Genomic DNA, 24058 nt, shown 5'->3' on the forward strand with positions numbered 1-24058 from the left:
CTATCGTGCCATTCCCTCGGCAGCGCGCACGTCGGTGGGCGTGAACAGCTCGATGTGCACCCGGTCGTCCGGGACACCCGCGGCGCGGAGCTGACTCTGGACAACGTGCATGAATGCGGGCGGGCCACAGACGTAGGCATCGGCGTCCGCAGGCAGCGCCAGCTCCGAGAGATCGACTCGGCCGGGCCTGGCACCGAGAGCCGGTTCCTCGTACCAGATTTCGACAGTGGACTTCTCCAACCTGGCAGCGAGTTCGTGCATCCGATCGAGCAGCGGGTGGGTCTGCGGTCCACGATCCGCGTGCACGATCAACACCTCGCGGCTCGGGGCATGGGCGGCAAGGTACTCCAACACGCCGATCGTTGGAGTCACACCGATACCACCGGAGATCAGCATCAGCGGTGTCGTCGCCGTTGGATCGATAGCGACATCGCCGAACGGCAGCGTGATCTGCACCGTGTCGCCAGGACGCAGATTCTCGTGCAGCCACGAGGAGACCTCACCCGCCGGACAACCATCGATCGCCTCGATCCGCTTGACCGCGAACGACAAAGTGCCGTCGCCGGATAGGCCGATCATGCTGTACTGACGCAACTGGCGCGCGCCGTCGGGCAGCCGAACTCCGACCGAAATATACTGCCCTGGAATGAATCCCGGAAATTTCACGGTCGGATCGGCGGACTCGACGGTGAAGATCGCCACACCGGCGGGGTCATCGGTACGCGACAGAACGCGCGCATCGCGGAACACGTCGCCGGAATCCACATCCGCTGCGTCGTACAGCTCCTTTTCTTCGACTATCAGGGCTTCCGCCATCAGCCAATAGACCCGATCCCAGGCCTCGGCGATCGGCGGCTCGACAACATCGCCACCCAACACCTCGATGATGGCGGCGAACAGGTTGTCGTGCACGATCTGGTACTGCGCGGGGGTCACCCCGAGCGAGGCGTGCTTGTGCGCGATCCGCGACATCATGATCGCCGGGTGCGGCAGTTCCGGGTCGACCAGATGTGTCGCGAACGTGGCGACTGCGGCGGCTTGCGCCCTCTGCTGCGCACCCTGTGCCTGATTGCCCCGGTTGAACAGATCGGTGAGCAGCTCCGGATGGGCCTCGAACATGGTCTTATAGAACAACTCTGCGATGCGATCGATGTTCGCGGACACCAACGGGAGTGTGGCACGGATCACTTCGGCGTGGTGCGGTTCCAGTTCGGGCGCGGCACGCATCACGGTATCGGTGTTCATGAAACATCCTCCATCTCAGGGGAAATTCTCGCCGGAGAATAGGCGAGCAAGTTCAGCAATTGTGCAGTCGGCGAAGTGACCAATTCCTCTACCGAATACCGATCGAGTTCGTTATAAAACGCTTTCTTCGCGTCGGCGAGGATTCGGCGCAGTCTGCAAGCGCCGACCATGGGACACGGATGCGGTTCCCCGCACGAAACAACAGCCCGATCACCCTCCAGTACCCGGATCAGCTCGCCCACCGAAGCGGTACGCCCGGCCGCGGTGATGAACAACCCGCCTGTCCGTCCCCGATGAGCTCGCACCAATCCCAGTTCGACCAGCTGTGCAACCGCTTTGGCGACATGGCGCTCCGATGCGCCGACTTGACGCGCGATCAGTTTGGTGGTCACTCGGGAATCCGTCTCGTCGTCCACCGCAAGACGCATGATGGTGCGTAATCCGATATCGGTGAAGGGCGAAAGTTGCATGACGCTCACGCTACCGGTGCATTTAGCTGATTCCACCATTCTGAGCGCGTGTGCTTAATTACCCCGATCTGTGCGCATTTTCGCTTCCACTCGAATTGCCAACGGCAGACTCAGCGCAATTCAATAGCACATACCAGTGCGTCACCGGAGATCGCCGCCATACCATATACCCTGCGATACAACAAATGTGGTCTCGGCGAGCAGCGCGCCGGGTATGTCATCACCCTGCGTCAGCCGATGGGACTGGGACCTATATCGGCGCTGGGCGTTTTCAGGTGGCGGGTGCGCCACTCACCTCGGTCGGTAATTCATCGAGTTTCTCGGCCGCAGTGCGCCACTGCGGCACCTGACGAGGGCACTCATCGATCCCGCAGGCGTTCGAGTCCAGTTAGTCTTGTTAATGAACTTGTGGTCCAACGCTTTTCGGAGAATATCTGCGGATCGATCCGCTCATGCTCTCGTTGCCGGGCCGAGACCGCTCCCGCTCAATAGAACTCGACACTTGTCCGCAAAACGCTCTGCTGAGACCTTCCAGCAGCGTCTGTTCGTGGCGCACCGACACCCTGAATCCGCTCGGGCTCGTGTCACGGCTTCACGTACGCGATGTCCTGCGGGCGAGTCGAGAACCCCTGGTTACCGTGCGACGCTCCCGCGGCGATCCGCGACGCGGCGGCGTCGGCGGAAGCGACACACGCGGATACTCCGACACCATGTAGATACGCACCGGCTACCGCGAGCCCATCCAGCGTCGCGATCTCGGCTTCGGCGGCAGCGACGCGGGCACAGTGGCCGGGGGCGTACTGAGCGAGGCCGCCGGGCCAGCGCTGGACCACAGCCGCGGTCGGCTCGATAGCGACACCGGTGACCGTGGCCAGATCCGCCACAGCCGCGTCGACGAGTTCATTATCCGGCCACGACAGTATGGCGTCGTCACCGAATTTTCCGAAAGATGCTCGGACAAGAGCTGTTCCACGTTGTGCGAGATGGGGCCATTTGCGGCTGGACAGCGTGAAAGCCTTGGCACGCAATGGTTCACCGGTGGCTACCAGAATTCCCGAGTTCTGCGGCAACGCGGTATCGCTCGGCAATGCCAGCGCGACCACTACCGATGAAGCCAATTCGATGTCGGCCAGTTCTGCCGCGGCAACCGGAGCAACGGAGGTGAGCAACCGCGCGGTCACCGGCGCCGGGGTGGCCAGCACTACCGCATCGGCAGCACCGATCGGGTCCACCACCCAACCGTGCGTACCTCTGGTCAGGCGCGTTCCCGGAGTCTCGGTGACGAATTCGGCACCTGAACGTTCGACGAGTGCGTCGAGCAGCACCCGGTAGCCATCCCGGATTCCGCCGAAGACAGGCATGTCCGAAGGAGGTGGCAGCGCCGCACCGACAGCCTCTGTGAGGCTGGAGGCACCGTTGTCCAGAGCTGCGGCCAAGAGAGGAAGCACGGCGCGCACGCCGATAGAACGCGAGCTGCCCGCGTAGACACCGCCGAGCAGCGGATCCACGCTGCGTTCTGCGACCTGTACGCCGAATCGGTCGGCGACCAGGTGGTAGACATCGACGTCGGAGCCCGGCGTCCAGTTGAACGGCCGATCCGGTTCAGCGGCGATCCGGCTCAGCGTCTCGGCATCGACCAGCCCGCGCATCGATTCCGCATTCGACGGGATACCCATCATCGTGCCCGCAGGCAGCGGATGCGCTCTCCCGTCCGACCACACCAGTGGCCGCAGTCCAGCTGGAGTCACCAACTGCGACTCCAGCTCGAGTTCACGCAGCAGCGCAGGCACTTCCGGCCTATGACCGATAAATGCTTCGGCACCGAGATCCACTGGTCCCCTGGATAATTCGCCAGTGTAGAGAATGCCACCGAGCCGTTCTGCCCGATCGAGCACCAGCAGATCGACCTGCGGGCCCAGTAACACCCGTAGCCGATACGCGGCCACCAGGCCACTGATTCCGCCACCGATCACCGCGATACGCATAGCCTGACCGTATCGCGCGCCGCAGCCATTTCCATCGATCGACTCACTCCCATTGTGGTCCATCGCACACTGATGAGCGGACCACGCTCATGATCGAACACAATCACACTGCCGATCCCACCTCATAGCTCGTGAACGAGCTCCACCAGGGCGGTCAGCACGCCAGGATCGGTTTCCGGAAGCACTCCGTGGCCCAGGTTGAAGATATGCCCGGCAGCGCCCAGCGTGATCGCCTCGTCCGCTTCACGTACGATCCGGCGAACCTGCTTGTCGACCGCCGCCGGTCCCGCGAACAGTACGGCGGGGTCGAGGTTGCCCTGCAACGCTTTTCCCGGCCCGATCCGGCGGACAGCCTCGGTCAGCGGCACCCGCCAGTCGACACCGACTACATCGGCGCCCGCTTCGCCCATAGCACCCAGCAGCTCGCCGGTGCCTACGCCGAAGTGGATACGCGGTACCCCCGCGTCGGCGACCTCGGCGAACACCCGCTCCGAGTGTGGGAGCACGAAGCTGCGGTAGTCGGCCAGTGTGAGTGCACCGGCCCAGGAGTCGAACAGCTGCACCGCGTCCACCCCGGCCGACAGCTGAGCCCGCAAGAACGTGATAGTGATGTCGGTGAGTACGCCGAGTAACTCATGCCAAGTCTGCGGATCAGCGTACATCATCGCTTTGGTGCGCTCGTGGTTCTTGCTCGGTACGCCCTCGACCAGGTAGGAGGCGAGCGTGAACGGCGCGCCAGCGAACCCGATCAGCGGTGTCGCATCCAGCGCGTCGACCAGCAAGCGCACACCATCGGTAACCGCGCCGACCTCTTCAGGACGCAACCGGGGCAGCGCGCGTACATCGCCTGTCGTTCGTACCGGGGCAGCGACCACCGGGCCGACACCAGGCACGATATCCAGATCGATCCCCGCCGCCTTGAGCGGAACGACGATATCGGAGAACAAGATCGCCGCGTCGACCTTGTGCCTACGGATCGGCTGCATCGTGATCTCGCACACCAATTCCGGATCGAAGCACGACTCGAGCATCCCGATGCCCGCGCGCACCTCGCGATACTCGGGCAGCGAGCGTCCGGCCTGGCGCATGAACCACACCGGACGCCTGCTCGGCTGCCTACCAGTAGCGGCGGCCAGGAATGGAGTATCGGTCAGCCGGCGGCGAATATGAGTGCTCATCCCGGCCATCGTAAGCGGGATCGGTACGAACACTGGAGCCGGAGGTAGCGGACAGGCCGATGCGGGGTCACCCGGATGCTCCACCATCCACAGCGGCGCGCCTCCGACTGCTCCGGGTGCGCAAGGTCTACCGTCAGCATTCGTGACACCGCTCGACTTCCGCGACGGCGCCGCACCGACCGAGGGACCCCATGGCGAGCCGGCTCAATTTCGCGCCGCGGTCGAGGCGATGGGCACCGCTACCGTGCATCCTCGGATCGAGCTCGCGCCCATTCGGCCACCGCAACGACTCGCACCGTATTCCTACGCCATCGGCGCGGAGGTCAAACCCCCGGAAGCCGCCGCGGTTCCGGTCGATTCCGAAGGCGATGCCTTCGGCAGGCTGATCTTGTTGCACGACCCGAACGGTGACGACACCTGGCACGGCACCTTACGTCTGGTGGCCTACATCCAGGCCGACATCGACGCCGCGCTGGCCACCGATCCACTCCTCCCCGAGGTGGCATGGAGCTGGCTCCTAGACGCGCTGGAATCGCGGACCGAGCCATTCACCGCGCTCGGTGGCACCGTGACCTCGACCAGTTCGGTTCGCTACGGCGATATCGCAGGCCCGCCGCGCGCGCACCAACTGGAATTGCGCGCCTCGTGGACTCCGGCCACAATCGGCCTCCGCCCGCATCTGGAATCTTTTTGCGAGGTGCTGGGCTACGCCGCCGGGTTACCGCCTGCCGGGGTGACCCAGCTGCAACTGCGGACCGGTGTAGCCGACGACCAGGGTTGAATCGACCAGGGATGAACATGGTGCGTCACCTGGCTCGACTCGAGCTGGACCAATGAGGGCTGGTCCAATGCGGCTTCGTTGATCGGAGGTATAGCAGCCGATCCGTAGGCGCGGATATCCGAATGCGCCGATAGGGCGGCAGTTCCCTCACCTCGACACGTAAAGTTCAACACCATGTCCGTACCAGACGAATCCGAACTTTCGGCCGCGATGCCTCTGCTCGCGCCTGCAGAGGGCGTGCCACCGGTACTGGACACCGCCGCCGGCATCAACGCAGCTGCCATTCAGCTCAGTACGGGCACCGGACCGCTGGCCGTCGACGCCGAGCGTGCCTCTGGGTTCCGGTATTCGGCACGCGCGTATCTGATCCAATTGCGCCGCGCGGGAGCGGGCACGTTCCTCATCGATCCGATTCCGCTCACCGACAGCCTCACACCGCTGGCAACTGCGATCAATGATCTCGAGTGGGTGCTGCACTCAGCGGACCAAGACCTGCCCGGCCTGGCCGAACTCGGCTTACGGCCTGCCCGGCTGTTCGACACCGAATTGGGTGGACGACTGGCCGGCTTCGAACGAGTCGGACTCGCCGCGATGGTAGAGCGGCTACTCGGCCGCGCACTGCGGAAAGGGCATGGTGCGGCCGACTGGTCCAGTCGACCGCTGCCCGCCGACTGGCTGAATTACGCCGCCCTCGACGTCGAACTTCTACTCGAACTGCGCGACGCGGTGGCCAACGCCCTGCTAGCGCAGGGTAAGACCGAGTGGGCGGCACAGGAATTCGAACATATCCGCACGATGGATCCGCCCGCGCCGAAGGCGGAGCGCTGGCGACGCACCTCAGGAATTCACACCCTGCGTCGGACCAGGAAACTCGCGATAGTGCGTGAGCTGTGGACCACCCGGGACACATTGGCCCGCGCCCGCGATGTCGCGCCCGCACGTATTCTCCCAGATGCCGCGATCATCGCCGCAGCGACCGCCGAACCCGGATCGCTCGCACAACTACGCGCATTGCCAGTGTTCGGCGGGCCACGGCAACGCCGGTATTCCCGTGACTGGCTCGCCGCTGTGGAGCGTGGTCGCATACTGCCGGAAAGCGAGCTGCCGCCGATGACTCAACCCTACGACGGTCCGCCACCGGTCAACCGCTGGGAGCGACGTGACCCGGCCGCGGCCACTCGCCTGACCCGGGCCAGAACCGCAATGGGAGACCTATCCGCCGAGCTCTCGATTCCGGTGGAGAATCTGCTCGTGCCAGATCTGGTCCGTCGCCTATGCTGGGACGGGCTACCCGACTATACGGCCACCGATCTCTCTGCTGCGGTCGACCGTTTCCTCGAATTCGGTGGAGCCCGCCCCTGGCAGCGGGAGCTGTCGGTACCAAGGCTCGCAGTCGCATTGCCCGCCCCACCGGACTGACCCGCCCCACGGTATCAATGAGCGGCCAGCCACCCACCGATCCGGCGGGCGATATCGGGAGCGGTCAGCCCGAGTTCGGTGTGCACCTCGCTTCGTGTGGCGTGATCCAGGAACTGTTGCGGCACTCCGAGGCCACGAGTCGGAACATCCACCCCGGAATCGCGCAACCGAGCCGACACCGTCGCATCGATTCCGCCGTGCCGCCCACCGTCCTCTAGCGTGACCACGAGCCGATAGCTCTCGGCAAGCTTCAGCAAGATGTCGGACACCGGTAGCACCCAGCGCGGGTCGATCACGGTGACCGAAACCCCTTCATCCGCGAGCCGATCCGCCGTCGCCAACGCGACCTTCGCGAACGACCCGACCGCGATCAACAGGACATCGCCGCGCACGGCCCGCACCGAGTCACTCTCCGGCTCAGCCATCCGCAACACGTCGATGCCGTCCAACCGTTCCACAGCCGCTATGTCCTCGGTGACACCGCCCTTCGGGAAACGCAGTGCGGTGGGGCCGTCACCGACTGCCAACGCCTCGGCCAGTTCCTCGCGCAATGTCGCCGCGTCGCGCGGTGCGGCGACCCGGATACCGGGAATGATGCCCAGCACCGACAAATCCCACATGCCATTGTGGCTGGCACCATCGGAGCCGGTGATACCAGCACGGTCCAGCACCACAGTAACCGGCTGCTTCAGCAACGCCACATCCATCAGCAGCTGATCGAAGGCGCGATTGAGGAATGTCGAGTAGATCGCGACCACCGGGTGCATGCCACCGAGCGCCAGGCCTGCCGCTGAAGCCATGGCGTGCTGCTCAGCGATACCGACATCGAACATCCGCTCCGGGAACCGTTCCTTGAACGCCGTGAGACCGGTCGGCCCAGGCATGGCCGCGGTGATCGCGACGATGTCGGCACGACGCTCAGCCTGCTCGATCAGTTCGGCGGAGAACACAGCGGTCCAGCTCAACGGTTTGGGACTGCCGACAGGAGCACCGGTCAACGGGTCGATGGGGTCGCAGGCGTGCATCTGGTCGGCCACATGATTCTCGGCCGGCGCGTAACCGCGACCCTTTTGTGTCACGGCATGCACCACGACCGGTCCGCCGAAGTTCTTGGCATGGCGTAGTGCCGCTTCCAACGAGTCGAGATCGTGTCCGTCCACTGGTCCGATGTATTTCAGCCCGAGATCACTGAACAGCTCTTGGGGGCTGACCGCGTCCTTGATCCCGACCTTCACCGCGTGCGCCATCGAATACGCCGATTCACCGAACCTCGGGATGCCCTTCAAGATGCGCTTACCCGCGTCCAACGTACGGCTGTAAGCGGGCTGAGTACGCAGCGCCGTCAATCGCTCGGCCAAGCCGCCGATGGTCGGCGCATAGGAACGACCATTGTCGTTGACCACGATCACCACCGGACGGTCCGGGGCGGCGGCGATATTGTTCAGCGCCTCCCAGCACATACCGCCGGTAAGCGCGCCATCGCCGACGATCGCGACCACATGCCGATCCTGCCCACTCAGCGCGAACGCTTTCGCCAAGCCGTCCGCATAGGACAGCGACGCCGACGCGTGTGAGGACTCCACCCAGTCGTGGACGCTTTCGGCTCTGCTCGGATAACCGGACAACCCGCCCTGCTTGCGCAGCGAATCGAACTGGTCCTTGCGACCGGTCAGGATCTTGTGCACATAGGCCTGGTGCCCAGTGTCGAAGATCAACGGATCGGTCGGCGAATCGAAAACCCAATGTAGCGCGATAGTGAGCTCTACCACACCGAGGTTGGGGCCGAGATGCCCCCCGGTCGCGGCGATCTTACGCACCAGGAACTCACGGATCTCCGCAGCCAGCTCGCGCAGCTGCGACGCGGTCAGCCTACGCAGATCCTCGGGTGTATCAACCCGGGAAAGCACTCCCACCTGAACAAGCTCCCTCCGGACAGCACATCTGATGCGGTCAGTTTACGGATTCACCGCGGGCGCGCTCACACAAAACGATCGGACCAACCGATATCGTGCTGAAAATCGAACCAACCGATATCGTGCTGAAATAAGATGTGATTCGCACTACACGAAAGTCGCGATTCGGAGTAGACAGGCAAACAAACCGCAGGTAGAAGGGCAAATAGACCACATCGCACTCGGCGGATACCTATGCCGGGGTGCTCGTATCAGTGTCCGAAACCGAGCGGTAGTGTCCGAAACCGAGCGGTAGTGTCCGAAACCGAGCGGTAGTGTCCGAAACCGAGCGGTAGACCACATCCGCGTAAGCTTCCCACAGGCCAGCACGACGAACTCATCCGCACGCCGCGATCACCGTCCACCCGGCTATGCGGACTGATCACTCACCGCTGCAATAGCGCAAGGCATTCGACGTGGTGAGTGGACGGGAAAGCGTCGAAAACGCGTAGATCGGCGAGCCGATAGCCTGCTGTCCGATACAAGCCGAGATCGCGAGCGAACGCCGCAGGATCGCACCCGATGTGGATGATCCGCACCGGACCGCTCGCGCTGACCGCGCCGACCACCTCCTTGCCCGCGCCCGCACGCGGCGGGTCGAGCACCACGACATCAGGCGGCACCATATCGGTATGCTCCATCACCCAGCGTTCCACCCGCTGGGCGCGCAGCTGCACCCAGGGCAGATCGCGTAGCGCTGCGGCACCGTCGGCGACCGCGGGCCGAGCGGACTCCACCGCGAGCACTACACCGGATCTGCCCGTCTGTTCGGCCAAGCGGGCGGCGAAAACACCCGCACCGCTGTAGAGATCCCAGGCACGCCCACCAGACCCGAGCCCCGACCACTCCGCGATCAGATCCGAATAGCGCTGCGCCGCACCTCGATGCGCCTGCCAGAAGCCTGTCGCCGCGACCTCCCACTGGCGTCCTGCCACGTACTCGACCGCGCGCCCGCTGCCCGTGAACACCCACTCGTCACGTGCCGCGTGTACTGCGGCTCGCCGCGCGGACGCAGCACGTCTTTCCACACGTCGAGCGGACTCCGCGGCGGTCCCCGCGCCGCTTGGTCTCACATCACCGTTTCCACCTCCGCCCACACGCCGGCCACGACGCCCACCGGAACGGGCGCGCCGAGCACGCTCACCGATATCCGATCGCAGGCCACCCCCCTCAGGACCGCGCTGAGCTCCGCCAACACTCGGCTCGGTCCCCAGGATCGGTGCCAGCTCGACGACATGACGGATGCCCGCACCGTCCACCGCGATCACCAGATCGGCACCCGGTGTCCACCGCTGCTCCGCCAGACCCTCCAACGCCCCTGCGACCGGCTGTGGGCACCGTAGATCAGTGATCACCTCGGTGCTGCGATATCGGTGTACACCGGCACGCCCCTGTGCGTCGACCGCGAGCCGGACCCGAGTGCGCCACCCACCGATCCGCTCGCCAGAGCCGATCGGCTCCACCAGAACATCGCGGGTGACCCCGGCCAGCCGCCGCAACTGCTCGGCTACCACGGTAGCCTTCAGCGCGCGCTGCGCTGAAGGCGTGGCGAAGGAGAAATCACAGCACCCGGCACCGCCAGGTCCGGAGACCGGGCAAATGGGGGGCACCCGATCCGGCGATGCCTCTAGCACTTCGATGACCTCGGCGCGGCAGAACGATCCACCCCGGTCCTCGGTGACTCGAGCCAGGACCAACTCGCCAGGTAGCCCGTGCCGGACAAACAGCACACGCCCTTCATATCGCGCGACACAGAAACCGCCGTGCCCTGGCAGCCCGAGCCTGACCTCGAACGTGCGAGTCCGCCAATCGCTCATCGTGCATACTCCATAGAAGTCATCATGACCGGTCCCCGTATCCGCGCCGGACCGCGCCGGGAGCATCCGCCACGCCGGGCGTCTTCGCCCGCGCGGACGAACTCAGCTGCCATGGCACGCTAGTGACCATTACGCCGGGTTCGAAGAGCAATCTGCCCTTCAACCGCAGCGCACTCTGATTGTGCAGCACCTGCTCCCACCAGTGACCGACCACGTACTCGGGAATGAACACGGTCAGCACATCGCGCGGGGCGTTCTTGCGTACCCGCTTCACATAATCGAGGACCGGCTTGGTGATCTCTCGATACGGTGATTCGATCACCTTGAGCGGCACTGTGATATCGCTGTTCTCCCATTCCCGCACCAGTGCCCTTGTGTCGACTTCGTCGACGTTCACCGTGACCGCTTCCAAGGTATCCGGACGGGTAGCACGGGCATAGGCCAATGCCCGCCGAGTCGGCAGATGCAACCGGGAGACCAGCACGATGGAGTGCGAGCGGCTGGGCAGCACACCATCCCACTCGTGCTCGTCCAGCTCGCGCGCAACCGAGTCGTAGTGCTTGCGAATCAGCTTCATCACGACGAAGATCGCGACCATGGTGCAGATTGCGATGTAGGCGCCGGCGAAGAACTTGGTGATCAGCACGATCACCAGCACTGTCCCGGTCGCGCTCAGACCGATCGCGTTGATCACCCGCGACCGCTTCATCCTCGCTCGCTGTCGCGGCTCGGTCTCGGTGCGCAGCAGGCGGGACCAATGCCGCAGCATGCCAGTTTGGCTCAGCACGAACGAGACGAAAACGCCGACGATATAGAGTTGGATCAGTTTGGTGACCTCAGCGCCGAAGAGCACCACGAACGCGATGGCCGCACCGGACAGGAACAAGATGCCGTTGCTGAAGGCCAGCCTGTCACCTCGGGTATGTAGCTGCCGCGGAAGATAGCGATCCTGTGCCAAGACCGAGCCGAGCACAGGGAATCCGTTGAACGCGGTATTCGCGGCGAGCACGAGGATCAACGCGGTCACCGCGGTGATGTAGAAGAACCCGAGCGGGAATCCATGGAATACGGTTTCGGCGAGCTGGGCGATGAGCGTCTTCTGATGGTAGTCGGCCGGTGCTCCGGTCAGATCAGCGGTGTTGTTCGCATAGACGACTCCGACCTTCTGCGCCAGGATGATGATGCCCATCAGCAGCGCGATCGCGAGGGTCCCCAACATCAGCAGGGTGGTGGCCGCATTACGCGACTTGGGCTTGCGGAAGGCGGGCACACCGTTGCTGATCGCCTCCACACCGGTCAACGCGGCGCATCCGGAGGAAAACGAGCGCGCGATCAGGAAAACGAATGCGAGGCCGTACAGGTGTTCCCCCTCAGGGATCAACCCGAAGCCGGCCGACTCGGCCCGCAACTCGTCGCCGAGCACGAAGATCTGGAACAGGCCCCAGCCGAGCATCGCGAACATGCCGATCAGAAACGCGTAGGTGGGAAAAGCGAACGCGGTGCCCGATTCACGCACACCACGCAGGTTTATCGCGGTGAGCACGGCGATGGCCACAACAGCGAACAGCACCTTGTGCGTAGCGACAAAGGGAATAGCCGAACCGATATTGGATATGGCGGCGGCGGTCGAGACTGCGACGGTGAGCACATAGTCGACCAACAGCGCGCTGCCAACAGCCAGACCGGCATCGGGACCGAGGTTGGTCGTGGCAATCTCGTAATCGCCGCCCCCGGAGGGATAAGCATGCACGTTCTGCCGGTAACTGGCCACCACGATCGCCATCACGAAAGCGACCGCGAGACCCACCCAGGGTGCGTACAGATACGCCGAAATGCCCGCGACCGAGAGCATGAGGAAGATCTCTTCGGGTGCGTAAGCGACCGATGACATGGCATCGGAAGCGAACACCGGGAGCGCGATTCGCTTCGACAGCAAAGTATGACCGAGCGAGTCGCTGCGGAAAGGCCTGCCCAGCAGCACTCGCTTCGCTGCCGTCGTCAACTTGGACACTGGAGCGAGCATAGGCCCCCATGCGGGGGGATCGCGCGTGCGGATCCCGGGTTTGCCCGGCAGCTGGAAAGGGAGCGAGGCCGGTGAGATCGTTTCGACGAGGTAGGGTTCGATCCTACAGCGAAACCAACCGGCCACCGGGGTTCCAGGATCGAGGTTACACGGTGTATGTAGTGATCATGGGATGCGGACGCGTCGGCTCCTCGCTGGCCAACACCCTGGTCCGCGTAGGCCATGAAGTCACTGTGATCGACCGGGATCCCGGTTCCTTTCTCCGGCTCGGATCCGACTTTCCCGGAGAACGGGTCATCGGGGTCGGATTCGATCGAGAGGTGCTGATACGCGCAGGAATCGAACGGTCTGATGCGTTCGCGGCCGTCTCCTCTGGAGACAACTCCAACATCATCTCCGCACGAGTCGCCAGGGAGATGTTCGGGGTGAAGCGGGTGGTGGCCCGGATCTACGACGCCAAAAGAGCGGCTGTCTATGAGCGTCTCGGAATCCCTACCATCGCCACGGTTCCATGGACTACCGACCGGTTCCTGCGCGCGCTCATCGGCGATCCCAGTACCACCACGTGGCGTGATCCCACCGGGACGGTTGCCGTGACGCAGCTGGCACTGCACGAAGAGTGGTGCGGGCACTCAGTACGCGACCTGGAGCAGGCCATCAGCGCCAGAGTGGCGTTCATCACCCGATTCGGCCAGGGATTGCTTCCCGAGGGGAAAACCATAGTCCAGGCCGATGACATCGTGTATGTGGCCGCGGCGTCCGGCAGCGTGGGTGAGGCTGTCGCCTTGGCCGCGAAACCCCCAGCGAGCGAGGACTGAACATGAAAGTGGCCATCGCCGGAGCAGGAGCGGTCGGCCGATCGATCGCCAGGGAGCTCCTGCGTGCCGGGCACCTGGTCATGCTGCTCGAGCGTCAGCTCGAGCACATCGACACCACCGCGATCCCGGACGCGGTCTGGGTACATGCCGACGCATGCGAGCTGGCGCTGCTCGAGCACGCCGGGCTGGAGACCTGCGAGGTGGTCATCGCGGCCACCGGAGACGACAAGACGAATCTGGTGCACAGCCTGCTGGCCAAGACCGAATTCGGGGTGCGTCGTGTAGTCGCCCGAGTAAACGACCCACGCAACGAATGGCTCTTCGATGACTCCTGGGGCGTGGACGTCGCGGTCTCTACTCCGCGGCTGCTCGCTTCACTGGTCGAGGAGGCGGTATCCGTCGGTGATCTGGTGCGTCTGATGACACTGCGTCAAGGTGAGGCGAATCTGGTGGAGATGACTCTGCCTGCGGATACTGCCCTGGCAGGCAAACCGGTACGCACACTCACCCTCCCGCGCGACGCCGCCCTTGTGACGATCCTGCGCGGCGGAAGAGTGATCGTCCCGCAGCCCGATGACCCGTTCGAAGGCGATGACGAACTGCTGTTCGTGACCTCGGTGGAGGCCGAAGAAGACCTTCGGCTGGAGCTCGCCAACCACGGCATCAGACCATAGCCTTCCAAAGGCCACAGCCCTCCAGTTGGGCTGCGTAGATCGAGCAGTCAGCGCCGAGTCCGGCGGAGAGAACTACGCCACCGGCTTCAACTCGGCACGCAGCTTGTTCAGTGCACGGTGCTGGATCACCCGGATGACACCTGGGCTGGTTCCGATAGCTTCTGCGGTCTGCGCCGCCGACCAACCGAGCACGATACGCATCAGCAGGACCTTGCGATGCGAAGGTGCCAGTACTTTCATGAGCTTCTGTGTGGCGGCGCGTCGTTCGGAGGCCAGCGCCCACTCTTCAGGTCCGGCAGCACAGGACGCGCGGTCCGGGACATCGGCCATCAGATAAGCGGGGTGCTGCTGCGAGCGGCGGAAAGCGTCGGCGATCTTGTTGCTCGCAATACCGTACACAAAGGCCAGGAACGACTTGCCTTGATCACGGTAACGCGGAATGGCGTTGACAGTGGCCAAGAGAATCTCCTGCACCACGTCATCCACGGTGACCTGAAGATGCGCCGTATTACCCAAGCGCACAACGCAGTAGCGCCGCACCAACGGATGCATAGTCCGGATGATCTCGGCGACTGCCTGGCGATCTCCCGCTGCCGCCGGACCGATCAGCCGCTCCAGTTCCGCCGACACCCGGCGGCTCTCCAGCAGAGCGGGACTGCTTTTTTCGGGCCGCGCCGCGGTGTTGTGCTCGGTAGCCATGTCCGAGTCCTTCCTTGCCGATCAGTGCGTGTGGGGCTTATGCATAGATCGTCTGATGAACTCCGGGTGGCGGCCAGACACCCCAGGGTGGGGAAACCCTCACCTCGGCGGTGGGTCTTCCTCACCTTTCCGCGGTGAATACGCCGATAGTGGCAGCAGGTCCGCCGCTAGGCCGGGTCGGTCGAGACCGCTGTCCTGGTCGGCAGATGTCCCGCACGACGCACTAACCAGATCGTGATACCCAGCGCGACAGCGGTCAGCGGCCAGCCCATCGTGATCCGCGCGAACGCCAGCCAACCTGTTCGGTCGATGTCGTAGAGCTCCCACTGCACCACATAACGGGCGGCGAACACCACGACCCAGGTGGCGGTGGCCAGATCATAGAGGCGTACCAGCCGCTGATCGGATCGCCAGACCGCACCGTGGCCGTTCAATACTCCCCAGAGCACGCCGACCAGCGGTCGGCGGATCAGGATGGAAGCGAAGAATACTCCGGCGTACACGAGACTGGTGTAGATACCGAAGAGAAAAAACCCTTTGGCTTCGCCCATGCGGTAAGCGATGAAAGCACAGATGCCGACACCGAAGAAACCGGAGATGGCGGGTTGGACGGGATTGCGCCGTATCAAGCGCCATATCAGGATCGCGGCGGCGACGCCGAGTGCGGCCCAGAGGGCCGCGGTCAGGCCGGCGACACTGTTCACGGGAACGAACACGACCACAGGGAGTGTCGAATAGATCAGGCCGCTGAAACCACCCAGCTGCTCGAGCAGGGTCTGTTTGGGACGTTTCTCGATCTGGTCATCTGGTACGTCGAGTCCGGACCGATCACCTGATCCTGCGAAGTCGTCGCTCGATGGCATACGTCAGCCGTTCCCGCGCAATTCGTAGTAGGGGTTGAAGATCACTTTGCAGCCGCCACGGTCACCTACACGACCACGGACCATGATGCGCCGCCCCGGCTCGATGCCAGGAATGCGCCTGCGCCCGATCCAGACCAGGGTTATAGCGTCGGTGCCGTCGAAGAACTCCGCCTGCACGATGGCACCGACAGACTTGGGACACGCTTCGACGCTACGTAGCCTACCGACCATCGTAGCCTCGTCACCTCGCCTGCACTCCGATGCCGGGCACGCTCCAGAGGCTTCGGACGTCTCGGCCAGCTCCTCGGCATCCAACTGATCGATATCTTGGGTCAGCCTGCGGCCCAGACGACGAAAATACCCTGAGGCTGCGGATGACATTGCGCACGCTCTCCTGCGTAAAGCAGATGGCGTGGGTCGCACACCATCGTGAGGATTCCGATCGCACAGCCTACCGAGGCCGTACACCGCCACTGTAGATGGGTCCCGGCCACCCTCGCTACGCTCGATCCGATGTTCGACTCCGCACCTTCCCTTCGCATCGTAGCGCTACCCGGTACCGGATCCGATGCCCATTTCAGCAAGCGTGCCTTCGGGCCCGCCTGCGCGGCACGCGGCTTTGATCTGATCGCGGTGGAACCGGATCCACGCGAGGTGGTCGCAAGCTACCGGACCGGCCTCGACGCGGCGACCCGACAAGGGCCAGCGATCGCGGCAGGGATTTCACTGGGCGCCGCGGTCGCCCTGGAGTGGGCCGCCGAACACCCGGATCGGATCGCCGGGGTCGTCGCGGCATTACCCGCCTGGACTGGACCGGACACCGCCACCTGTCCTGCTGCGCTCAGTGCCGCGGCCACTGCGGCGCAGCTGCGCTCCGATGGCCTGACGGCAGTACTCGATCGCATGCGCGCCGACAGCCCGCTATGGCTTTCGGATGCACTGAACCGATCATGGCGAGCGCAGTGGCCGCATCTCCCCGAGGCACTGGAAGAGGCCGCGAACTACGTCTGGCCCCCCACCGAGCTATTGGCCGCCTTCGAACGGCCGATCGCTGTGGTCGCCGCGATCGACGACCCAGTGCATCCGGTGCGCGTGGCCGAGCAGTGGGCCACACTGGCCCCACGCGCGCACCTGCACCGGATCACACTGGACCAGCTGGGCGCTGACCCCGCGATACTGGGACACGAGGGGCTCGGCTCCTTCGATTGGGTTCGCGAATTCGTGTGATCATCGGTCGCGACTGTGCGCTCAGTTCCGACCGAGCTGCTGCATGGCCGATCCGTCCGTGCCCCGGCGTGGGCCCTCCGGCAGGTGCTGAGACAGCACCGGCTGTGGCCCGGACTGCGCCGCGGCCACCGCCTGCCGCTGGGTCTCCAGCTGCTGCTGATGAGCTGCGACCAGCTGCTCGGACAGCTGCTGCGGCAGCACCACCGGCAACGGCTCACGCACCGGCAACGGATCCTCGCCGCGCCGCACCACTGTCTCGCTGAGGATGGCGCGCGCCGCCTTTGTCAGCGGGCTGTCTTCATCCGCCTCGCCGGAAGGTCCCGCAGCGACCAGACGCACCATCCACCGGTAGCCATCCACGCCGATGAAGCGGAGATCCGCACCTTCGGTAACAGCGAGCAATTCCCGGCCCCACGGCCCGTTCTCCACCGAGACCTCGGCCCCATCCTTGCGCAGCGACTCGGCGAGATCCGCGGCGACCAAACGCCATTGGCCCGGAGACTTGGGCGCAGCGTAGGCCGCGACGGTGATGCGGCCCTGCTCGATCGCCAGATGAACTGCCTGCGGCAATCCTTCCTGAGTCATCTCGACTTGTAACTGCCCCCCCGGAGGAACCGGCAACAGTATCGACCCGAGGTCGAGCCGCTGCTCGGCCACCGCGGCGACCAGCTCGGAGACATCGTCGTAGTCGTACGGTCCTGGTCGGGGCTGCGATGTATCGGCGTCGACATCCACCCTCGTGTACGCGTGCTCGTCGTCGACCGCCTCGTCGTCGGTGTAGCCCTCGATGTCGGTGTAGTCTGCGGAGACGTCGGTGTAGTCTCCCGGAACGTCATCGGCGACGTGATCGCCCACCTCATCGTACCGATTCCGCGTGCGCCGTTTCGACGACTTGTCTCTCTTCCCGAACATGCCCATCATGCCTCCTTGCCGGTTGCCCGGCCCGCCCCTGCCGTCTGCGTGGTCAAGCTCGCGTGACCACCACTGGATCCGTAGCCACCCACCCCTCTTGTGGTCTCGTCGAGCGTATCGACCTCCGCGAAATCAACCAGCTCCACCCGCTGCACCAGCAGTTGCGCGATCCGGTCACCGCGGCACAGCCTGATCGGTGTAAGCGGATCGTGATTGATCAGACAGATTCTGATCTCGCCTCGGTATCCGGCATCGACAGTGCCGGGAGTGTTCACCACCGAAAGCCCGATCTTGGCCGCCAGACCGGAACGGGGATGGATCAGCCCTACCGTGCCGACCGGCAGCGCCACGGCGATACCTGTACCGACCAACGCCCGTTCCCCTGGCTGCAGGATCACATCGTGCGTGGTGCGCAGATCCACGCCCGCGTCGTCCGGGTGGGCACGTGTGGGCATGGGGATACCTGGGTCCAGCCGTAGCATCGGTATGGGTGAAAATGCACTCACGGTGGACGAGCCTACGCGCAGGCTATTTCCCCTCGTGACTTAGTGTTGACTCGTGTCGGACCAGCCTACTCCCATAATCATGGATCAGAAACAGCGCTCGCCCATGTACCGTGAGCGCCTATGGGTGCCGATCTGGTGGTGGCCGGCGGCATTCGCCATCACCGGCCTGCTCGCCATGGAGATCCACATGGGAGCGTCGGGACTGCGCGCGTGGCTGCCCTATGTAGCATTGTTCCCGGTCCCGGTCTGGGTGCTGTTGTGGCTGAGCCGCCACCATGTCGAAGTGGCACCGGACGCGACCGGCACACCGGAACTACACGCCGGCCGCGCACATCTGCCGGTGAATTTCGTAGCCCGCGCGGCTGTGGTCGGCCCTGCGGCGAAAAGCGCGGCACTGGGACGCCAACTCGACCCTGCCGCCTACATCAGCCATCGCCCTTGGGTCGGATCGATGGTCCTGCTCGTACTCGACGACCCGGATGATCCGACTCCGTATTGGCTGGTCAGCACGCGGCGACCAGAGCAGGTCCTTGCCGCGCTCGGCCTTCCGAGCGCGGACTGACACGATGTCGGATCTACCGGCGATCAGGCGGTGTCGGATCTACCGGCGATCAAGCGGCGCAATCCATACAGATCATCTGACCGTTCTTGTCGCTGGCCAACCTGCTCCGATGGTGGACAAGAAAACAGCTGGAACAGGTGAACTCGTCGGCCTGCTTCGGGATCACACGAACCGTCAGCACTTCCTCGGACAGATCTGCGCCGGGAAGCTCGAACGACTCCGCGGTATCGGATTCGTCGATATCCACGACGGCAGACTGTGCCTCGTTACGACGAGCCTTCAGCTCCTCCAGCGAATCCTCCGACACATCATCGGATTCGGTGCGCCTCGGTGCGTCATAGTCGGTTGCCATGTCGTCTTCCCCTCGTCCTAACTCCGTATATCCCGGACCGGTCCGCTCACACCCGATTCCTCTCCGAATCGACGCGACCAGCACCGCCCCGCCGGTGGTGCACGTCACACGCGCACCGGTCACCTATCAGGGTGGATCACATCGACCCACTCCCGATAGCGCTGGGTAAACGCAGGACATGCCCTTCTTGTTCCCGCGAACTACCACTGATGCACCACCGGTGATTCGATCTGGGCCGCCAGACAATAGCGGACCGTGACAGAAAAGGCGCAATCAAAACACAGGAGAGTCGAAACTGAGGGACAATCGTCACCATCCACGGAACATACCGAGACCTTGCGCGCGATCCGGGACACGTTTTCGTAGAGTGCACGAGTGGTTTCACTGATCACCGAAGGCAGCGCGACAGACTCGCGGGGCAGACCCTTCCTCCGACGCCGCCCACTCCCCTGGCTCATCATGCTCTGTGTTCTCATCGTGCTCTCCGGAATCGTCTGGGGGACGGCAATGCGGACGCACAACACCGACCGCACCGCGATGACCTGCAATTCTCCGAGTGCCGCCACCGATCCCGACGCACCGCCACCGGCTCCGCTCGGCAGGCGAGTCGGAGCGAACCGGCTACAAGACGTGGACCCAGCCCCCTTGGCGATGAGCAAAGTGCGCGTATTGAACGCGAACAACCAGCGCGGCCAGGCCGCACATGTCGCGGCCCAGCTCGGCGATCTCGGCTTCGCCAGTACTCCGGGTACGCAATATGGTAACGATTCGGTCTATATCAACGGCGATCTGGAATGCACCGGGCAGATCCGCTTCGGCGTGAACGGTCGTCCAGCCGCCGCCGCGGTACAACTCGTCGCGCCATGCGCCGAACTGATCGAGGATCGACGCGAGGACGATACGGTCGATCTGGTACTCGGTTCACTGTTCCAGCAGGACATCCGACCGAGCACCGATGCGGAGGAGGTGCTGCGTTCGCTGAAGAACCCCGCACCAGGCAATTCCCCGGCGATCGATACCGCGCTGCTCAGCGCCGCCCGACAAGCTCGCTGCTGATCAGCGATCGGGGATCGGCTCGGTTGCGCCGACCTGGTCCAAGAGCGCTACGAGTTCATCGGCGATGCCGGGTGCGGCAGCCATCACCAAGTCGCCGTCGTCGCCCGGCGCTGCCGCGGCGGGCAAGGTGAGCCGCGCACCCGCCTCCGCGGCGATCAGCGCACCCGCTCCCCAGTCCCAGACATTGAGGCCGTGCTCGTAGTAGGCGTCCACCCGGCCCGCCGCGACGTGGCACAGATCCAGCGCGCCCGCCCCGAAGCGCCGGATGTCACGTACGTGCGGCAACACCCGCGCGACCAGTTCGGCCTGCTCGGTTCTGCGCTGTTTGCCATAGGCGAACCCCGTAGCCACCAATGCCATCGAGAGCGATTCGACGGATGTGCACACCAGATGCTCCACCGTCCCTGCCGAACCGACACACAATGCACCGAGACCTAGCGCCGCACTATAGGTGTCCGCCCGTGCGACATCCACCACGGCGCCCGCGACCGGTCGCCCACCTCGCATTGCGGCCACCGAAACCGCGTAACCAGGAATACCGTAGAGAAAGTTGACCGTGCCATCGATCGGATCCACCACCCAGTGAACTTTGTCCGCACTCGCGTCATCGATGCTGCCGCCACCTTCTTCACCGAGGATCGGGTCACCGGGGCGCTGCTCGGCGAGCATTCGCCGGATCAGCTCCTCGGCCTCGGTATCCACGATGGTGACCGGGTCGGTCGCGTGGCCTTTGGTTCGTACGGCGCCTTCGGCGCACGAACCGACCGGTCCGAATACCTCAGGACGACGGGTGCGAATGTGAGAGGCAGCGCTCTCGGCGAGATCTACTGCGATACGACGCAGATCGGCCTCGTCCCCCCGCGCGACGATCGAGGCGATGGAATCGAAGGGGCGGTCGGGCACTTCGGACACTGACGATGGGGTTTCCGGCACGCCTTCCATCGCATCACAGATCCTTACCGAACGCCCAACCCTTGTGCCGCATTACTCTTGTCGTGCACAACACAGCGCCGACGGCGGGCACCCCATCGCAGTACTCGGCCACGGCGCGATAAGCCCGGTACGACAATGCTGCCCGCACACCGGCCGGCACAGGGAGCAAGGGGTTTGCCATGTCCGTTCGGGGACACGCATTCGGTATCGATATCGGCGGCAGCGGCGTCAAGGGCGCCGCAGTGGATCTGTCCACCGGCGAGCTGGTCCATGAGCGAATCAAGATCCCGACGCCGCGGCCCGCGACGCCGCAGGCCATCGCAGGAACCGTAGCCGAACTGGTCGCCGAGGCCCAGTGGGACGGGCCGATCGGCCTCACTCTGCCCGCAGTGGTGATCGACGGCATTGCGCGCACTGCCGCCAATATCGACAAAGCCTGGATCGGAACCGACGTGAGGACGCTGTTCACCGATAGGCTCGGCGACAGGCCGATCACCGTGCTCAACGATGCGGACGCGGCGGGCCTGGCCGAGGACCACTACGGCGCGGCAAAGGATTTCGCGGGGTTGGTACTGCTGCTGACCTTCGGCACCGGCATCGGTTCCGCGTTGCTCTACCATGGCACGCTGGTGCCCAATACCGAACTCGGCCACCTGGAGATCGGCGGGATGGTCTGCGAACATCGCGCGGCAGCCTCGGTGAAAGAGCGCGACAATCTGTCCTACGAGCAATGGGCCGACCAGGTCAGCATCGTGCTGACCGCGCTGGAAAATCTTTTCTTCCCCACCGTATTCGTCGCGGGTGGCGGCATCAGCCGAGACGCCGACCAGTGGATCCCCCTGCTCACCAACCGAACCCCGATCATTCCCGCACACTTGAGGAATACCGCGGGCATCGTCGGCGCCGCCATGGCGATCGACAGAGGCATCACGCCTTGAGGCGCGCGGGCGGCACCGATATGCGGTTCTCGACATCGCGCCATGGGTACCCTGGTTAGATCGTTACAATGGAACGTGCCCGGCTGAGCCGGTGAAACCCGACCGGCCCTCCGCCGGTGAAACCCGACAGATCGCTCCGCCGGAACAACACTCTGGCGTGACGCCGCACGAGACCGTCACGAAAGGGCATACGTGGTAGCCACGAATACCCGTCAGACCGCCGAATCGGCCGACGCCGACTCCACAGATATCACCGCAGCACGGCCGGTCCGTAAGGCTGCCGCGAAGAAGACTCCGGTGAAAAGAGCCGCGGCCAAGAAGGCTCCTGCCAAAAAGACGGCGGCCAAGAAGGCGACCAAAGCTCCGGGGAAAAAGGCCGCGGCCAAGAAGGCGGCACCCAATGGCGAGCCCGGCACCGACGAGACGCTGGAAGACGAGTCGCTCGACCTCGAAGATCTCGGTGACCTGGAGGTTTCCGAAGCAGACCTCGCCGATGGCGATGAGCTGGCCGATGTCGCCGAAAGCGAAGAAGGCGAGGCCGAAGAGGTCGGCGAGCCGACCGCGGCAGACAAAGCCTCCGGCGACTTCGTCTGGGACGAGGAAGAATCGGAGGCGCTGCGGCAGGCCCGCAAAGACGCCGAGCTCACTGCCTCGGCCGACTCCGTCCGCGCCTACCTCAAGCAGATCGGCAAGGTCGCGCTGCTCAACGCCGAGGAGGAAGTCGAACTCGCCAAACGGATCGAGGCGGGCCTCTACGCTGCGGAAAAGGTGCGCGAGTTCGCCGAACAGGGCGAAAAGCTGCCGGTAGCGATGCGCCGCGACTACAACTGGATCGTCCGCGACGGCAACCGGGCCAAGAATCACCTGCTAGAGGCCAACCTGCGCTTGGTTGTCTCGCTGGCCAAGCGATACACCGGCCGCGGCATGGCGTTTCTGGATCTGATCCAAGAAGGCAACCTGGGTCTGATCCGCGCGGTGGAGAAATTCGACTACACCAAGGGCTACAAATTCTCCACATATGCCACCTGGTGGATCCGGCAGGCCATCACCCGCGCCATGGCCGACCAGGCCCGCACCATCCGCATTCCGGTACACATGGTCGAGGTCATCAACAAACTCGGCCGCATCCAACGCGAGCTTCTCCAGGACCTCGGCCGCGAGCCGACGCCGGAGGAACTGGCCAAGGAGATGGACATCACGCCGGAGAAAGTGCTGGAGATCCAGCAGTACGCGCGGGAACCGATCTCGCTGGACCAGACTATCGGCGACGAAGGCGACAGCCAGCTGGGTGACTTCATCGAGGACTCCGAGGCTGTAGTCGCAGTTGACGCGGTCAGCTTCACACTGCTCCAGGATCAGCTGCAATCGGTGCTGGAGACACTGTCGGAACGCGAAGCAGGCGTGGTCCGGCTGCGCTTCGGCCTCACCGACGGCCAACCGCGCACCCTCGACGAGATCGGCCAAGTGTACGGAGTCACCCGTGAGCGCATCCGCCAGATCGAGTCGAAGACAATGAGCAAACTGCGCCATCCGAGTCGCTCACAGGTGCTGCGCGACTATTTGGACTGATCATCCCTGGTATGGGCCGCTAACCAGATATTCCGCGGCTCATACCAGGATGGGCTCGTATCAGGACTCTCAGCGCCTG

General features: G+C 64.2%; 24 protein-coding genes. 9 read left to right on the top strand and 15 right to left on the bottom strand.

The window, feature by feature from the left end; translation table 11 throughout:
* The 4 genes from ACX4ZE_RS10405 to hemE all read right to left on the bottom strand — a co-directional run bounded on the left by ACX4ZE_RS10405 (position 1) and on the right by hemE (position 4887).
* Complete coding sequence (locus tag ACX4ZE_RS10405; protein ID WP_480273141.1) at positions 1-1245, bottom strand: globin domain-containing protein; 1245 nt, start codon at positions 1243-1245, stop codon at positions 1-3.
* The gene (locus ACX4ZE_RS10410; protein WP_480273142.1) at positions 1242-1715 is read right to left on the bottom strand and encodes an RrF2 family transcriptional regulator; all 474 of its coding nucleotides are present in this window, start codon (positions 1713-1715) and stop codon (positions 1242-1244) included. The genes ACX4ZE_RS10405 and ACX4ZE_RS10410 overlap by 4 nt, the downstream gene beginning before the upstream one ends.
* 584 nt (positions 1716-2299) lie before the next feature.
* Positions 2300-3700: a protoporphyrinogen oxidase gene (locus tag ACX4ZE_RS10415; protein WP_480273143.1), complete on the bottom strand. Its 1401-nt coding sequence runs from the start codon at positions 3698-3700 to the stop codon at positions 2300-2302.
* 122 nt (positions 3701-3822) lie between these two features.
* Entirely contained in the window at positions 3823-4887 is a 1065-nt protein-coding gene (gene hemE, locus ACX4ZE_RS10420) for a uroporphyrinogen decarboxylase (protein ID WP_480273188.1), read from the bottom strand.
* A gap of 133 nt (positions 4888-5020) precedes the next feature.
* Between hemE and ACX4ZE_RS10425 the strand changes: the two genes are divergently transcribed.
* Both ACX4ZE_RS10425 and ACX4ZE_RS10430 read left to right on the top strand, forming a co-directional pair.
* On the top strand, positions 5021-5659 hold the full coding sequence (locus ACX4ZE_RS10425; RefSeq protein ID WP_480273144.1) for a DUF3000 domain-containing protein: 639 nt from the start codon (positions 5021-5023) through the stop codon (positions 5657-5659).
* A 174-nt stretch (positions 5660-5833) separates the two neighbouring features.
* Positions 5834-7078 carry an HRDC domain-containing protein gene (locus ACX4ZE_RS10430; RefSeq protein WP_480273145.1) on the top strand — a complete coding sequence of 415 codons (1245 nt, stop codon included), beginning with the start codon at positions 5834-5836 and terminating at the stop codon, positions 7076-7078.
* Between the two features lie 14 nt (positions 7079-7092).
* On the opposite strand, the gene dxs is transcribed toward ACX4ZE_RS10430, so the two are convergent.
* The 3 genes from dxs to ACX4ZE_RS10445 form a co-directional block, all read right to left on the bottom strand.
* Positions 7093-8991 carry a 1-deoxy-D-xylulose-5-phosphate synthase gene (gene dxs / locus ACX4ZE_RS10435; protein ID WP_480273146.1) on the bottom strand — a complete coding sequence of 633 codons (1899 nt, stop codon included), beginning with the start codon at positions 8989-8991 and terminating at the stop codon, positions 7093-7095.
* A gap of 425 nt (positions 8992-9416) precedes the next feature.
* Positions 9417-10847 (bottom strand): class I SAM-dependent RNA methyltransferase, encoded by a 1431-nt coding sequence (locus ACX4ZE_RS10440; protein ID WP_480273147.1) that lies wholly within the window; start codon positions 10845-10847, stop codon positions 9417-9419.
* A gap of 22 nt (positions 10848-10869) precedes the next feature.
* Positions 10870-12858, bottom strand: a complete 1989-nt coding sequence (locus tag ACX4ZE_RS10445) for an APC family permease (RefSeq protein ID WP_480273148.1) — start codon at positions 12856-12858, stop codon at positions 10870-10872.
* A gap of 164 nt (positions 12859-13022) precedes the next feature.
* Between ACX4ZE_RS10445 and ACX4ZE_RS10450 the strand changes: the two genes are divergently transcribed.
* Positions 13023-13688, top strand: coding sequence for a potassium channel family protein (locus ACX4ZE_RS10450; protein WP_480273149.1), 666 nt, complete (start codon positions 13023-13025; stop codon positions 13686-13688).
* A gap of 2 nt (positions 13689-13690) precedes the next feature.
* Positions 13691-14362, top strand: a complete 672-nt coding sequence (locus ACX4ZE_RS10455) for a potassium channel family protein (RefSeq protein ID WP_480273150.1) — start codon at positions 13691-13693, stop codon at positions 14360-14362.
* Between the two features lie 72 nt (positions 14363-14434).
* Here ACX4ZE_RS10455 and ACX4ZE_RS10460 read toward each other — a convergent pair whose 3' ends face one another.
* The 3 genes from ACX4ZE_RS10460 to ACX4ZE_RS10470 all read right to left on the bottom strand — a co-directional run bounded on the left by ACX4ZE_RS10460 (position 14435) and on the right by ACX4ZE_RS10470 (position 16305).
* Positions 14435-15061, bottom strand: coding sequence for a sigma-70 family RNA polymerase sigma factor (locus ACX4ZE_RS10460; protein ID WP_480273151.1), 627 nt, complete (start codon positions 15059-15061; stop codon positions 14435-14437).
* 167 nt (positions 15062-15228) lie between these two features.
* Positions 15229-15924 (bottom strand): DUF3159 domain-containing protein, encoded by a 696-nt coding sequence (locus ACX4ZE_RS10465; RefSeq protein ID WP_480273152.1) that lies wholly within the window; start codon positions 15922-15924, stop codon positions 15229-15231.
* A gap of 3 nt (positions 15925-15927) precedes the next feature.
* Positions 15928-16305: an OB-fold nucleic acid binding domain-containing protein gene (locus ACX4ZE_RS10470; RefSeq protein ID WP_480273153.1), complete on the bottom strand. Its 378-nt coding sequence runs from the start codon at positions 16303-16305 to the stop codon at positions 15928-15930.
* A gap of 132 nt (positions 16306-16437) precedes the next feature.
* Between ACX4ZE_RS10470 and ACX4ZE_RS10475 the strand changes: the two genes are divergently transcribed.
* Positions 16438-17151, top strand: a complete 714-nt coding sequence (locus ACX4ZE_RS10475; RefSeq protein WP_480273154.1) for an alpha/beta fold hydrolase — start codon at positions 16438-16440, stop codon at positions 17149-17151.
* A 21-nt stretch (positions 17152-17172) separates the two neighbouring features.
* Here ACX4ZE_RS10475 and ACX4ZE_RS10480 read toward each other — a convergent pair whose 3' ends face one another.
* On the bottom strand, positions 17173-18063 hold the full coding sequence (locus tag ACX4ZE_RS10480) for a DUF3710 domain-containing protein (RefSeq protein WP_480273155.1): 891 nt from the start codon (positions 18061-18063) through the stop codon (positions 17173-17175).
* 5 nt (positions 18064-18068) lie between these two features.
* Positions 18069-18545, bottom strand: a complete 477-nt coding sequence (gene dut, locus ACX4ZE_RS10485; protein ID WP_480273189.1) for a dUTP diphosphatase — start codon at positions 18543-18545, stop codon at positions 18069-18071.
* Between the two features lie 103 nt (positions 18546-18648).
* On the opposite strand from dut, the gene ACX4ZE_RS10490 reads away from it, so the two are divergent.
* Entirely contained in the window at positions 18649-19131 is a 483-nt protein-coding gene (locus tag ACX4ZE_RS10490; protein WP_480273156.1) for a DUF3093 domain-containing protein, read from the top strand.
* 49 nt (positions 19132-19180) lie between these two features.
* Here ACX4ZE_RS10490 and ACX4ZE_RS10495 read toward each other — a convergent pair whose 3' ends face one another.
* A complete protein-coding gene (locus ACX4ZE_RS10495; RefSeq protein ID WP_480273157.1) occupies positions 19181-19483 on the bottom strand; it encodes a DUF4193 domain-containing protein in 303 nt (100 codons plus the stop codon).
* A gap of 375 nt (positions 19484-19858) precedes the next feature.
* Here ACX4ZE_RS10495 and cei point away from each other — a divergent pair, with 375 nt between their 5' ends.
* Positions 19859-20539 carry an envelope integrity protein Cei gene (gene cei, locus ACX4ZE_RS10500; RefSeq protein ID WP_480273158.1) on the top strand — a complete coding sequence of 227 codons (681 nt, stop codon included), beginning with the start codon at positions 19859-19861 and terminating at the stop codon, positions 20537-20539.
* Here the strand turns inward: cei and ACX4ZE_RS10505 are convergent, their stop codons facing one another.
* Positions 20540-21481, bottom strand: coding sequence for an inositol monophosphatase family protein (locus ACX4ZE_RS10505; RefSeq protein WP_480273159.1), 942 nt, complete (start codon positions 21479-21481; stop codon positions 20540-20542).
* A gap of 4 nt (positions 21482-21485) precedes the next feature.
* Positions 21486-21653, bottom strand: a complete 168-nt coding sequence (locus tag ACX4ZE_RS10510; RefSeq protein WP_480273160.1) for a hypothetical protein — start codon at positions 21651-21653, stop codon at positions 21486-21488.
* Here ACX4ZE_RS10510 and ppgK point away from each other — a divergent pair.
* Positions 21652-22410 (top strand): polyphosphate--glucose phosphotransferase, encoded by a 759-nt coding sequence (gene ppgK / locus ACX4ZE_RS10515; RefSeq protein ID WP_480273161.1) that lies wholly within the window; start codon positions 21652-21654, stop codon positions 22408-22410. The genes ACX4ZE_RS10510 and ppgK overlap by 2 nt on opposite strands.
* Positions 22411-22602: 192 nt before the next feature.
* Positions 22603-23979, top strand: coding sequence for an RNA polymerase sigma factor (locus tag ACX4ZE_RS10520; RefSeq protein WP_480273162.1), 1377 nt, complete (start codon positions 22603-22605; stop codon positions 23977-23979).
* The last annotated feature ends 79 nt before the right edge of the window (positions 23980-24058 follow it).

The organism is Nocardia sp. TBRC8007 (genome assembly GCF_056629435.1).

What these genes read in the sequence shown, in the direction of transcription:
- ACX4ZE_RS10405 (WP_480273141.1), bottom strand. Translation starts at nt 1,245, where the DNA reads ATGAACACCGATACCGTGATGCGTGCCGCGCCCGAACTGGAACCGCAC.
- ACX4ZE_RS10410 (WP_480273142.1), bottom strand. Translation starts at nt 1,715, where the DNA reads ATGCAACTTTCGCCCTTCACCGATATCGGATTACGCACCATCATGCGT.
- ACX4ZE_RS10415 (WP_480273143.1), bottom strand. Translation starts at nt 3,700, where the DNA reads ATGCGTATCGCGGTGATCGGTGGCGGAATCAGTGGCCTGGTGGCCGCG.
- hemE (WP_480273188.1), bottom strand. Translation starts at nt 4,887, where the DNA reads ATGGCCGGGATGAGCACTCATATTCGCCGCCGGCTGACCGATACTCCA.
- ACX4ZE_RS10430 (WP_480273145.1), top strand. Translation starts at nt 5,834, where the DNA reads ATGTCCGTACCAGACGAATCCGAACTTTCGGCCGCGATGCCTCTGCTC.
- ACX4ZE_RS10440 (WP_480273147.1), bottom strand. Translation starts at nt 10,847, where the DNA reads ATGAGCGATTGGCGGACTCGCACGTTCGAGGTCAGGCTCGGGCTGCCA.
- ACX4ZE_RS10455 (WP_480273150.1), top strand. Translation starts at nt 13,691, where the DNA reads ATGAAAGTGGCCATCGCCGGAGCAGGAGCGGTCGGCCGATCGATCGCC.
- ACX4ZE_RS10460 (WP_480273151.1), bottom strand. Translation starts at nt 15,061, where the DNA reads ATGGCTACCGAGCACAACACCGCGGCGCGGCCCGAAAAAAGCAGTCCC.
- ACX4ZE_RS10465 (WP_480273152.1), bottom strand. Translation starts at nt 15,924, where the DNA reads ATGCCATCGAGCGACGACTTCGCAGGATCAGGTGATCGGTCCGGACTC.
- ACX4ZE_RS10470 (WP_480273153.1), bottom strand. Translation starts at nt 16,305, where the DNA reads ATGTCATCCGCAGCCTCAGGGTATTTTCGTCGTCTGGGCCGCAGGCTG.
- ACX4ZE_RS10475 (WP_480273154.1), top strand. Translation starts at nt 16,438, where the DNA reads ATGTTCGACTCCGCACCTTCCCTTCGCATCGTAGCGCTACCCGGTACC.
- ACX4ZE_RS10480 (WP_480273155.1), bottom strand. Translation starts at nt 18,063, where the DNA reads ATGTTCGGGAAGAGAGACAAGTCGTCGAAACGGCGCACGCGGAATCGG.
- dut (WP_480273189.1), bottom strand. Translation starts at nt 18,545, where the DNA reads ATGCTACGGCTGGACCCAGGTATCCCCATGCCCACACGTGCCCACCCG.
- ACX4ZE_RS10490 (WP_480273156.1), top strand. Translation starts at nt 18,649, where the DNA reads ATGGATCAGAAACAGCGCTCGCCCATGTACCGTGAGCGCCTATGGGTG.
- ACX4ZE_RS10495 (WP_480273157.1), bottom strand. Translation starts at nt 19,483, where the DNA reads ATGGCAACCGACTATGACGCACCGAGGCGCACCGAATCCGATGATGTG.
- ACX4ZE_RS10505 (WP_480273159.1), bottom strand. Translation starts at nt 21,481, where the DNA reads ATGGAAGGCGTGCCGGAAACCCCATCGTCAGTGTCCGAAGTGCCCGAC.
- ppgK (WP_480273161.1), top strand. Translation starts at nt 21,652, where the DNA reads ATGTCCGTTCGGGGACACGCATTCGGTATCGATATCGGCGGCAGCGGC.
- ACX4ZE_RS10510 (WP_480273160.1), bottom strand. Translation starts at nt 21,653, where the DNA reads ATGGCAAACCCCTTGCTCCCTGTGCCGGCCGGTGTGCGGGCAGCATTG.